Below are 12,130 nucleotides of genomic sequence, written 5' to 3' on the forward strand. Positions count from 1 at the left end.
TGGTCAAACATCCTTGCCAAAACGGTTTTGATCGTTAGCTCTGCTAATGGTTGCAGAAGCGCCGTCAATGGCGAAAGCTAAAAACCTGGATAAAAATGACGTTATTGGATAATAGAGTCTGGGGACCCAATAACGCCTTAACTGTAATGTTAGCCAATGTCCTTAATGGCTAACGGTGAAACAATAGAGCGGCAAGGATGCAAGTATTTTGCGCTTATTATTAGAATGATTGTTGCTGTGTTAACAACTCGCTGGGGGACGAGTTGTTAGCATGGTCAAACATCCTTGCCAAAACGGTTAACTGAATTTCAATTATTGTTTAAGATCGTTCCAACACTTTCTTAAACATGGATCCTTAGCTTGCTATAGCATGTAGTTGCTGATTTAACTGGGCAATCTTTTGTTGCAAATAGGCTATTTCTGATACGATTGCGCCCTTACTTTCTGTCTGGCGAACTTGGTTACTTCTGACCCACTGGTATACGGTTTTTGCCGATACACCATATTGTTTTGCTACGTCAGATAATAATCTTTGATTATTTTTGACTTCATTAATCACTTCTTTTTGTAAGTCCACTGGGTACTGTCTCGTATTTGACATATTCATGAAATAATCTCCTGCCAATTTACTTATGTTTACTAGAGCGAGTTTCCACTTCATCCCACTGGCTACAACCGAGATGTGCTAAGAAAAAAATGTTCTGGCGGCATTGTGAAATGATATTATTTACCATGACATTTATTGACTTAATGCTACGACTTCCGGTTATTTTATTCATTGCTATCTCCTACATCTACCAAGGACTACTTGTAAAATCACACTATCACTTAGTGGGTATGTGTTCTTATATGGAAAGCTTGTGCCAACTTTGATAAATATTTTTATCTGTTATTTATCAGTGTCTTATTTAAAACCTTTAACCTAGGTACTTTTTACCGACAGATTAGTTTGGTGCAATTGCACTAACTTGGTGAATAAGTTCTGCAGATGAATCGCTATCAAACTTATCGCTAGGTCGCAGTTTAGATGACAAATATGGCAGAAAAAGGTGACCTCAATGACAAAATAAAGATGGCGTTATATTGAATTTAATATTTACATGGATGATTTGAACATGATCAGAAGGGGGAGGTGAGTGCTGAGTTAACAGACTGACAATCTGTGGCTAGCGTGACCATTTGAGAGTCCGCCGCCCATAAAAGAGTCCTAAAGTAGACAGTTTTATAGACGGCATATTATTTAACCCAACTCGGGTTAAGAGATAAGAGCAATACTCTAGTGCATTAAATACAGCGTCGCTAAGCCTAAAAATGCAAATAGACCAACCACATCAGTGACTGTGGTTAATACCATTCCTCCAGCAAGAGCTGGGTCGATATTGAGCTTTTTGAGCATGATTGGAATAGTGGCACCCGCAAAGCCGGCAACTGTCATGTTAATTAGCATAGCACTGCCAATTAATCCGCCTAACGCAATGTCGTCTTTCCACAGCCACACAGCAAAAAAGACCAACACAGACCACATAATGCCGTTTAATAATCCAATGCCGAGTTCTTTGCCTATTAACCAACGTGAATTACTTTGGCCAATATGACCAAGTGCAATACCGCGGATCACCAGCGCTAAGGTTTGATTACCGGCAACGCCGCCCATGCTTGGCACAATGGTCATTAAAATTGCGATGGTAGCAAATTGCTCTAAGGTGCCTTCAAACATATTACTGACAGATGATGCTAGTAATGCTGCAAATAGATTGATGGTTAGCCATAGAGAGCGTCTCAGAGTACTTTTAAGCACTGGGCCGAAGGTATCTTCATCATCATCCATGCCTGCCATCCCCATCATGGAATGCTCGGCATCTTCACGGATCACATCGATAACGTCATCAATGGTTATTCGTCCTAGTAATTTTGCTTGGCTGTCTACGACTGGGGCAGATATCCAATCGAGTCGTTCAAATTTTTGCGCAACATCTTTATCAGACATCTCAACCGGAATACTTTCTAGCTCGGTGTCCATAATGCTGCGAACTGTGACGCTCGGATCGCATGTGAGTAAGTCGACTAATCTGACGCCACCTAAAACATGGTCATGGCGATCGACAACATATAATGTATCAGTGGTATCTGGTAAATTACCGCGTTGACGTAAATAGCGTAACACTACTTCGATATTAACATCGGGTCTTAGGGTAACCGTATCTGTGTTCATTATGCTGCCGGCAGTATCATCCGGGTAGCGCAGTGCTTGTTCTACTCTATCTCTGTCCTGGCTTCGCATTGACTTGAGTACTTTCTTATAAACCGCATCGGGCAAGCTGCGAAGAATATAAGCAAGATCATCGGTGTCCATTCCTATCGTGGCCTGGGCGAGTTTCTCTGGTGTCATGCTGCTGATGAGCGAATCTTTCAGTTCTTCACCTAATTCATCCAGGATCTCACCAGCATATTGTTGATCAATTAATTGCCATAAGACTTGTCGATTTTTTGGTGGTGATGATTCGAGAATGAGGGCGACATCGTTGGGCGACATTGCATGTAACATATTGCGAGCATGAACAAACAATCCACTGTCTAACGCTTGAGCGAGTTGATTGAGTCGTTGTTCTGTTATTTCATTATCTAGGTACTCTTTACCCATATATCAACTTCCTATTTGTCATACGAATATGATTCTGTATGTAATGATTTTGGGCAGTTTCAGTTTCTCTGTTTGGCATATTGATGCAAGAATTGTTATCTGCGGGCAAGAAATGAAATGCAGCAATAAAATCGTTGAGTGACTTGCGCCGAACGAAAGTCTGAACTGCTGATGTTGCTTTACACAAAAATTAACGTCCGATTATATCGGTGTTTGGTCAAGCGAGAACCGTGATTGAAATTGGCTACAACGCTAATCTCTCTTAAGAGAATGAATACTTAATCAGCAGGGGATCCGCCGCGCGTTTTCAATATAAAGGCTAATATTATCGAGGAACTGACCGTTAACCTTCGAACCGCAATATCGTGGCAGTTTGGTTAGTATGACGACTTCATTTAAAGATGGAAATAAATAAGTGATGATGGCTTAACGATCAGTAATTGGTGAAAGTATCACTAAATAATTCAGCAAGACTCATCAAATTTAGCATTAATCAGATCACACACGGCATTTAATGCCACTTCAGCATCTGGGCCTTGGGCTGTTACTGTGATCATTTTACCTATGCCACTTTCAAGCATTAATAACCCAAGTACACTTGCTGCACTGGCGTTTTTATCGCCTTGAGTTAACGTGATACTGGCATCAAAATCACCCGCTAAAACAGCAAGTTTTGTTGCAGCTCGAGCATGTAACCCCAATTTATTTGAAATGGTTACTTGGCGTTCAAGTTTGATCATTAGCGCGATCCTATGCTCAGTTAGCTGTCAGTATCTGTTAAATTTAATTCTCTGTGGCGAGCATTAACTGTATGTTTACTGCCATGTCTAAACCTTTTTGCTAATTGATCGGCTATATATACCGAGCGATGCTGGCCACCGGTGCAACCAATGGCGATAGTCAGATAGCTGCGATTATTACGTTCTAAATGCGGCATCCAGGTTTCAAATAAGTTTTCAATTTGCCAGATAAACTTATTCACTAGAGGTTGCCGACCTAAAAACTCTTGTACCGGTTCGTCTAAACCTGTGAGTGGTCGTAGTGCTATTTCCCAATGCGGATTAGGTAAAAAGCGCACATCAAACATAAAGTCTGCTTCTGTTGGCATACCGTGCTTAAAGCCAAAAGACTCAAAGTTAATCACTAACTCTTTATCGACACTACCTAACAAGATTTGCCTGACTTGGTCGCTTAATTCGTAAATATTCAGGGCAGAGGTGTCAATATAATGATCAACAATTTTTGCGATAGGCTCAAGTAAACGGCCTTCTAATATGATCGCTTCTTGCAGTGAAATATGATTTTTAGATAACGGGTGTAATCGACGCGTTTCGCTATAGCGTTTGAGTAGCACTTTATCATTAGAATTCAAAAAGAAGCTAATAATTTCAGTGTCATGTTCAAGTAAGGCAAGTTGATCTTGAAGGACTTTACCTTGCTCGGCAATGTTGCGTACATCAACACTAATTGCCACTAGATCGTTATTACCTTTGAGCTGAGCCAGTAATGTGCCAATCAGTGGTAAAGGCAAATTATCAACACAATAATACCCTAGATCTTCTAATACTCTTAGAGCAACAGATTTTCCTGAGCCTGAACGTCCCGATACTATGACAAGTTTCATGCAGTAATAACCCGATAAAGTTCTGTTGAGTCGTGAGTTTTACGAAGCTGTTTCAATATTTGCTTATCGCTTAATTTTTGAGCCACGCTTGATAGCGTGCTTAAATGCTGTTGGCACTGATCTGCAGGTACTAACAAAGCAAATAAAATATCCACGGGCTGTTTATCGATTGCATCAAAGGCAATGGCTTCTTCACATTTAATAAATATTGCGATCGGATGTTCTATGGTCGTTAATCTACCATGAGGTATCGCAATGCCATTTCCTATACCTGTGCTACCCATTTTCTCTCTCGCTAATAGGCTTTCAAAAACCTCTTGCGAAGATAGGGGTGGGTACTGGGCAGCGACTAAATTGCTGATGAGTTCCAGTACTTTTTTCTTACTGCCCGGTGTGGCACAGGTAGTGCATTCCGGCTGCAGAATGGTACAAAGTTCCATCGTTAGTGTTTTGTATACTTCTCTTTGTGTTTAATTACCTGACGGTCGAGTTTATCGATCAGGGCGTCTATTGCAGCATACATATCAGTGCTTTCTGACATGGCAAAAATCTCTGCACCATTAAGGTTGATTTTAGCTTCTGCTTTTTGTTGTAATTTTTCTACATTGAGCACAACGTGTACATTATTGATCTGATCGAAGTGTCGTTCAAGCTTTGAAAATTTACCTTGAACGTATTCACGTAAAGATTCGGTAATGTCGATATTTCTACCTGTCATATTGATAAGCATAAAAATCCTCCGTTGCCTTGTAGGTTATAAACTCTTACGTTGGTTTGAGGGCGGAATGAGCATCGCTTCGCGGTATTTTGCAATCGTACGACGCGCAACGTTGATCCCCTGATCTGCCAGCAGTTGGGCCATTTTACTGTCACTTAATGGCTTTTGCTGGTTTTCTGCTGCAACCAGTTTTTTGATAAAAGCACGAATAGCGGTAGATGAGCATTCTCCGCCATCGTCGGTGCTGACATGGCTAGAGAAAAAGTACTTTAATTCAAATAGCCCACGTGGTGTGTGCATATATTTTTGAGTGGTAACCCGTGAAATAGTTGATTCATGCATTTCTACTGCTTCAGCAATATCATTGAGCACCATAGGTTTCATGGCTTCTTCACCATATTCAAAGAAACCTTGCTGAAATTGCACAATACAATTGGCGACTTTCAATAAGGTCTCATTGCGGCTTTCGATACTCTTGATGAACCATTTAGCTTCTTGTAAATGACCGCGAATAAATTGGCTATCGGCAGAGTTTTTACTGCTTCTAGCCATGGCTGCATATTGTTGATTAACGCCAATTTTAGGCATATTGTCTGGGTTTAACTCTACAACCCAACGGCCATTCTTCTTTAGTACGGTTACATCAGGAATAACATATTCGTCATCAATAGCGGTGACTAACAAGCCCGGGCGAGGGTTAAGTGACTGGATTAAGGTGATTGCGTCACGCAACTCGTTTTCTTTGAGCTTGGTTTTGCGCATCAATAATCTAAAATCGCGCCCAGCAATTAAATCTAAATAGTCTTTAATGAGCAGACGGGCATTGTCTATATGTGGGGTTGTGTCGGCATATTGGGCTAATTGAATGAATAAACATTCGCTTAAATCTCGTGCGGCAACACCAACGGGATCAAAGTGTTGAATACGTTTTAATACCGCTTCAACTTCATCTAGTTCAACACTTTCATCACCCATGGCTTCGAGAATATCTTCAGTGCTTTGGGTTAAATAGCCGCGTTCATCAATGGCATCAATGATCGCGGTAGCAATTGCTCGATCAGTGTCAGAAAATGGCGTGAGATTTTTTTGCCACTCTAAATGCTCATATAAGCCTTCAGTCGTTTCACCTTGGAATGGCATATCATCATCGCGCATGCTAGCGCTGCCTGAACCTGACATTGGTGAGGCGGTGTACACTTCATCCCATGTGGTATCCATAGCTAAATCGTCCATGGTTTCTTTGGTCATGGATTCTGCTGTGTCGACTGTTGAGGTGTCTTTTTCTATATTGACCACGCTGTTGTCACTAAAGTCGGTGTCCGATTGGTCGCGACTTTCTTTTACTGAGTCTTTTGCTTGAGAAAACTCATCTTCTATTTCAAGCAATGGGTTTGAGTCCAATGCTTGTTGGATTTCTTGCTGTAGCTCCAATGACGATAATTGCAGTAAGCGGATCGCTTGCTGCAATTGAGGGGTCATGGTTAAGTGTTGACCCATTTTGAGTTGGAGTGACGCTTTCATTTACCGCTTATCCCTAGATGATTTCCATAAAAATGACAATCTCGAAAACTGTAATCGATTGTCACATACATCAATGACATTTAACGCTATTTAGATATCGTTCAATGAAATGAGTTAGATAGACTAAAAGGCCAGTAAAGTAACTATAGCTTGAATTGTTCACCTAAGTACACAGCCCGAACTTGTTGATTACTCAATATCTCATCAGGTGTGCCTTCGGCAATTAAATTGCCCTGGCTGACAATATAAGCTCGCTCACAGACGTCTAAGGTTTCACGTACGTTATGATCGGTAATTAATACCCCTAAGCCGCGGTTTTTAAGCTGTTGAATGATTTTTTTTATGTCGATGACAGAAATAGGGTCAACCCCCGCAAAAGGCTCATCGAGCAAAATAAATTTAGGATTAGCGGCCAGCGCGCGCGCTATCTCTACTCGACGACGTTCCCCACCAGACAACGACATGCCTTGGCTGTCGCGAATATGGGTGATATGGAATTCTTCTAGTAAATGCTCTACTTGCTCAATCCGTTGGTCGGTAGTGAGCTCTTTGCGAGTCTGCAACACGGCCATAATATTGTCGTATACGGTCAGTTTGCGAAAAATACTGGCTTCTTGCGGCAAGTAACCAATCCCTTTGCGAGCTCTAAGATGCATTGGGTCGGCGGTTAAGTCGTCATCATCAATTAAGATCCGACCTTTATCGCTTTGCACTAAGCCGACAACCATATAAAACGTGGTTGTTTTACCTGCACCATTGGGGCCTAAAAGACCAACAATTTGGCCTGTTTTAACGGTTAAACTCACATCTTTAACAACCTGACGAGTTTTATAGCTTTTAGCTAAATTTTCAGCCGTTAGGGTTATTTGGGTCATGGTTTGATCTGCTTTTTAACAGGAATTTCAGGGAGCTTTTGCTTTGGTGCAGTCTCGTCTTGGAAATTCTCAGGTTGAATAATAGTAATAACGCGATCTTTCCCTGTACCAGTACTTTCAGCAATCAGCTCTTGAGCGTTAATGTTGTACTTAATACGGTTACCGGTTACTTGGCTACCAGATTGATCCAGTTTGGCATTACCTGTCAATGTCAGTGTAGTGGTAGCAAGATCATAGCTTATTTCGTTGGCACTGGCGGTACCAATTTGACCGTCGTCTAACTCTTGTGAAAACGTTGCAGGGTTGCCTATAGCGATGAGTTTTTTACTGGTGCTGTTTTCGGGAGTAAACGCCCGTAACTCATCAGCATTAATGTTAATAGTGCCTTGGGTAACGGTAACAGGACCATTAAAAACAATTTGATTATTTTTAATGTCAGCAGACTGGCTTACTGAGGCAATTTTCAACTCTTGTTGAAGATCACCTTGTTTCGCTATGGTAGGTAAACTCAGCAGGCAAAATATGCTGCCAAATAACATAACATTGGCGTGAGTGTTGAGGCGATTAATGTGGCTCATATGTTCCTTCTACCTGGCTGAGTAGCGATAATTTTTGCGAATTCAAGTCAGCATGTAGACCTAAACCTTGAATAATAAACCCTTTACCTTTGATGTACACCATCTCTTGTGAGGTGCCGATCATAGTGGTTAAATCCACCGAAACAGCTTGGGTACTGAGTGACTGCAGGGGTTCTTCTATATTAATGGCATCAATAATAACATTATTTTCTAATATGACTTGGCTGGTATTTTTATTCAATTGGCCTCTATCTGCGCTTAATTGCCATTGCGCTTGGCCGTTTTCAGGGTAAATGAGGTAAACAGGTTTAGTAAAGTGAGTAATGTCACTTGAGGCGTAATGCTCCATGTGTTCGGCACTGACTCGGCTAGCAATTAAACCGAGTTTATTAAATTCTGTGGTGCGTAGGTTATCCGCTACAAAGTCTGGACGTTCAATGCCTCGAACTTTCACAGCATCCATTTCACTGCGTTTTATTTGCGCTTGCCAGTAGAGGAAAAAAGCAAGTCCAAAAAAAGCCACAATACCTAGAGTGATTCTATTCATATACTCATACCATGAGCACTGGCAAATTTATCTTGGCTTAAAAGCAGTAAATCAGTGAGTTCTCGTAACGCGCCATGGCCACCATTAAGAGAGGTGGTCATATGGCAATGTTGCTTAACAAATGGGTGCCCGTCACCGACACACACGGCAAGACCAACTGCTTTCATAACCGGGAGATCTACCATATCATCGCCAATATAAGCGACTTCGTCTGCGCTGACATTATACAGTGATAGGAGTTGTTCAAATGGCTCAAACTTGTTATCAATACCTTGATAAATATGTTTAATACCTAATGCGGTCATGCGAGTTTCGACAATCTTTGATTTGCGGCCAGTAATGACGGCAACGTGCATTCCGCTTGTTAGGATAGATCGAACACCATAACCATCACGAGTATGAAACGCTTTGAGTTCTTCGCCAGCGTTGCTGAGATAAATTCGACCATCTGAAAATACCCCATCGACATCACAGATTAACAGTTTGATTTTTTGAGCGCGTTGCCAAATATCATTGCTGATAGGGCCGTAAAATCCTTGGTGGCTGGTGGTTGATTCTGACATGATTAAATGACTCCCGCTTTAACCATATCGAGCATGTTTAATGCTCCGATCGGTTGATGTTTTTCATTGACTACAATCAGTCCGTTAATACTTTTCTCATCCATAATTTGCAGTGCTTGTGCCGCTAGAATACCGCTAGGGCAGGTGACACAATTCTGGGTCATTACCTGAGCTATCGGAGTGGTGCGAAGGTTGACTTCGGCGTCGATAACTCGGCGCAAATCGCCATCAGTAAAAATACCAACCAGTGTTGTTTCGCTGTCGACAACAGCTGTCATACCAAGGCCTTTTTTGGATATTTCATACAGCGTTTCAGTAATACAAATATCATTATGCACTATGGGTAAATCATCGCCTTTATGCATAACATCATCGACTTTTAATAATAATTTTCGCCCCAGAGATCCACCAGGGTGTGACAAAGCAAAATCATCTCGAGTAAAGCCTTTGGCTTGCAATAAGGCAATGGCTAATGCATCACCCATTGCTAAAGTTGCTGTGGTACTCGAGGTTGGTGCCAACCCTAACGGGCATGCTTCTTCTTGTACTTCAATACACAAATGGATTTTAGATAAACGCGCCATATTAGAGTCTGGTTTACCTGTTACTGCGATAACCGGTACGCCCATTCGCTGTATTACTGGCATTAATGTCAGTATTTCACTCGATTCACCTGAATTAGAAATGGCAAGCACAATATCGTTTTTAGCCAATGCGCCTAAATCACCATGACTTGCTTCACCTGGATGAACAAAAAATGCCGGTGTACCTGTGCTGGCAAAGGTCGCGGATATTTTATTACCAATATGCCCCGATTTCCCCATGCCCATAACAATCACTTTGCCTTTGCACTGCAAGATGAGCTCACATGCTTGACCAAACTCAACTGAGTCTACATATTGATATAAATTATCTAGGGCAGCCTTTTCAATATCAATGACTTTACGGCCCCACTGACGAAATTGAGTTTGATTTACCATACGGTTCTCTCTTTTAGCTGAATACTTTACCTTCATGCCCCAATCTAGTGAGACTGAAATACAATCACTTGGTACGCAATAAAGGTGATTAATAATAGTGTGCCATGCCAACGAGTCAGTTGTTGCTTAGCGCCACTGGATAATACTAAAACGGCTAATGCTGCACTGGTGCCTAATACCATGTAGAAGTCTCTACCGCTGGCCGATGTATCGATTTCTCCGGGGGAAATTAACCCTGGCAATGCCAACACAGCAAGAATATTAAATAAGTTCGATCCAACGATATTACCAATGACAAGATCGTGTTCTTTTTTTAACACGCCAGCAATGCAGGCTGCTAATTCTGGTAGGCTTGTCCCTACTGCAATAATGGTTAAACCGATGACAAGATCGGACAAACCATAAAACTTTGCAATACCCACGGCACCATCAACCATCCAACCAGCTGATAGCGGGAGTAATATAATACCGACTGTAAGCCAAATGATAGCATGAAAGGTTGGTACATCTTTAGGGATCTCAGAGTCCATTTCAGTATCTAAGCTGTCGGTGGTTTTATCATGAGTTGCTTGCCAAATAAAATATCCCATTAACCCTAAAAGGGTTACAAGCAGCATGATACCTTCTACTCGTGTTAATACATTATCATGCAAGGTAAAGCCTGCAAATACAGTAGCTGCGAGCATAATAGGTATTTCACGTTTTAAGGTTTGTGAGCCTACGCTAATCGCACCCAGTAATGCGGTTAATCCTAAAATTAAGGTAATGTTAGCTATGTTAGAACCTAGGACGTTACCAATCGCGGTGTCACGCATGCCATCCATTGAGGCTGTGGCAGCAACAAACATTTCAGGAGCAGAACTCCCCATCGCAACAATAGTGAGTCCAATTAACATGGGAGGTAAGCCTAAATTACGCGCAAATGCGGCAGCGCCATAAACAAATCTATCCGCACTCCAGACTAAAACTGCAAGGCCGACGACTAACATTAGGATATTAACTAGCATGTGATTCCGGTAGTGGTAATTAATTGACGAGCATTTTCGCTGGATTTGTATCAAATTGAAAGCATTGCCCAGTAATTGTACTGACAATCATATGTGCTTATATGGATATAGTTGTCGCTTAATCGACAATTACAGTACAATTTGCGCTTAAACTTAATGCAAGGAAGGCTGTTATCTCCTCAACGCCAATGTCTGATATGAGTAAATCGAATAATAAACCTTTGGTCGAAGTTAGCCATTTGGCCTTTAGTCATGGTTCGCGCGTTATCTATGAAGATATTTCTTTGTCGATCCCCAAAGGTAAAGTAACAGCAATCATGGGGCCTAGTGGTATTGGTAAAACGACCCTATTAAAATTAATTGGTGGGCAGCTAATTCCCGATAGCGGGCAAGTATTGTTCGATGGCCATGATATACATCAGCTTAAGCGTAAGGATCTTTTTCAACTGCGAAAGCGCATGAGCATGCTATTTCAAAGTGGTGCATTATTTACCGATCTTAACGTATTCGATAATGTGGCCTTTGCCTTGAGAGAACATTCTGGACTTCCAGAAGATGTTATCCGTTCAATTGTATTGATGAAGCTGCAAGCTGTCGGTCTTCGCGGCGCAGCATATATGATGCCAAACGAGTTATCTGGTGGCATGCAGCGAAGGGCCGCATTAGCTCGGGCGATTGCGCTTGAACCTGAGATGGTGATGTATGATGAGCCTTTTGCAGGACAAGACCCCATTTCCATGGGTATGTTAGTTAAACTTATTCGTGAGTTGTCGGACTCATTAAAACTCACTTCGGTGGTTGTGTCTCACGATGTTGATGAAGTATTAGGTATAGCAGATTATGTTTATGTGATTGCAGACAAAAAAGTCATTGCTCATGGTACACCAGAGCAATTACGTCAATCTGATAATCCACAACTAGTTCAGTTTATTCAGGGCGCGCCAGATGGCCCAGTGCCATTTCATTATCCTGCAGAGGATTATCAAGAGGAGCTACTTCGTGGGCGCAACTGATTATATTGCCGATATCGGCAAATATGCACTGCAAATAGTGTTGGGCTATGGCCGAGCGGGCAT

14 protein-coding genes are annotated in these 12,130 nt (G+C 41.7%); 1 reads left to right on the forward strand and 13 read right to left on the reverse strand.

What is annotated here, in order from left to right:
• Positions 1-355: 355 nt before the first annotated feature.
• The 13 genes from H5185_RS18395 to H5185_RS18455 form a co-directional block, all read right to left on the reverse strand.
• Positions 356-607, reverse strand: coding sequence for a transposase (locus H5185_RS18395; protein WP_124015083.1), 252 nt, complete (start codon positions 605-607; stop codon positions 356-358).
• A 669-nt stretch (positions 608-1,276) separates the two neighbouring features.
• A complete protein-coding gene (gene mgtE / locus H5185_RS18400; protein WP_182696724.1) occupies positions 1,277-2,641 on the reverse strand; it encodes a magnesium transporter in 1,365 nt (454 codons plus the stop codon).
• Positions 2,642-3,105: 464 nt separating this feature from the next.
• Entirely contained in the window at positions 3,106-3,381 is a 276-nt protein-coding gene (locus H5185_RS18405; protein WP_124015081.1) for an HPr family phosphocarrier protein, read from the reverse strand.
• Between the two features lie 20 nt (positions 3,382-3,401).
• Entirely contained in the window at positions 3,402-4,265 is an 864-nt protein-coding gene (gene rapZ / locus H5185_RS18410) for an RNase adapter RapZ (protein WP_124015080.1), read from the reverse strand.
• Positions 4,262-4,705 (reverse strand): PTS IIA-like nitrogen regulatory protein PtsN, encoded by a 444-nt coding sequence (gene ptsN / locus H5185_RS18415; protein WP_124015079.1) that lies wholly within the window; start codon positions 4,703-4,705, stop codon positions 4,262-4,264. The genes rapZ and ptsN overlap by 4 nt, the downstream gene beginning before the upstream one ends.
• A gap of 2 nt (positions 4,706-4,707) precedes the next feature.
• The gene (gene hpf / locus H5185_RS18420) at positions 4,708-4,995 is read right to left on the reverse strand and encodes a ribosome hibernation promoting factor (RefSeq protein ID WP_124015078.1); all 288 of its coding nucleotides are present in this window, start codon (positions 4,993-4,995) and stop codon (positions 4,708-4,710) included.
• A gap of 24 nt (positions 4,996-5,019) precedes the next feature.
• The gene (locus tag H5185_RS18425; protein WP_124015077.1) at positions 5,020-6,504 is read right to left on the reverse strand and encodes an RNA polymerase factor sigma-54; all 1,485 of its coding nucleotides are present in this window, start codon (positions 6,502-6,504) and stop codon (positions 5,020-5,022) included.
• A gap of 143 nt (positions 6,505-6,647) precedes the next feature.
• Positions 6,648-7,379 carry an LPS export ABC transporter ATP-binding protein gene (gene lptB, locus H5185_RS18430; RefSeq protein ID WP_124015076.1) on the reverse strand — a complete coding sequence of 244 codons (732 nt, stop codon included), beginning with the start codon at positions 7,377-7,379 and terminating at the stop codon, positions 6,648-6,650.
• Positions 7,376-7,957 (reverse strand): lipopolysaccharide transport periplasmic protein LptA, encoded by a 582-nt coding sequence (gene lptA / locus H5185_RS18435; RefSeq protein ID WP_124015075.1) that lies wholly within the window; start codon positions 7,955-7,957, stop codon positions 7,376-7,378. Before lptA ends, lptB begins: the two co-directional genes overlap by 4 nt.
• Positions 7,944-8,504 (reverse strand): LPS export ABC transporter periplasmic protein LptC, encoded by a 561-nt coding sequence (gene lptC / locus H5185_RS18440; RefSeq protein WP_124015074.1) that lies wholly within the window; start codon positions 8,502-8,504, stop codon positions 7,944-7,946. Before lptC ends, lptA begins: the two co-directional genes overlap by 14 nt.
• The gene (gene kdsC / locus H5185_RS18445) at positions 8,501-9,067 is read right to left on the reverse strand and encodes a 3-deoxy-manno-octulosonate-8-phosphatase KdsC (protein WP_124015073.1); all 567 of its coding nucleotides are present in this window, start codon (positions 9,065-9,067) and stop codon (positions 8,501-8,503) included. Before kdsC ends, lptC begins: the two co-directional genes overlap by 4 nt.
• A gap of 2 nt (positions 9,068-9,069) precedes the next feature.
• The gene (locus H5185_RS18450; protein ID WP_124015072.1) at positions 9,070-10,047 is read right to left on the reverse strand and encodes a KpsF/GutQ family sugar-phosphate isomerase; all 978 of its coding nucleotides are present in this window, start codon (positions 10,045-10,047) and stop codon (positions 9,070-9,072) included.
• Between the two features lie 44 nt (positions 10,048-10,091).
• Entirely contained in the window at positions 10,092-11,054 is a 963-nt protein-coding gene (locus H5185_RS18455; RefSeq protein WP_124015071.1) for a calcium/sodium antiporter, read from the reverse strand.
• A 188-nt stretch (positions 11,055-11,242) separates the two neighbouring features.
• On the opposite strand from H5185_RS18455, the gene H5185_RS18460 reads away from it, so the two are divergent.
• Positions 11,243-12,067: an ATP-binding cassette domain-containing protein gene (locus H5185_RS18460; protein ID WP_182742822.1), complete on the forward strand. Its 825-nt coding sequence runs from the start codon at positions 11,243-11,245 to the stop codon at positions 12,065-12,067.
• Positions 12,068-12,130: the final 63 nt, after the last annotated feature.

The sequence above is a fragment of the Shewanella sp. SG44-6 genome (assembly GCF_014164185.1).
Lineage (GTDB): Bacteria > Pseudomonadota > Gammaproteobacteria > Enterobacterales > Shewanellaceae > Shewanella > Shewanella vesiculosa.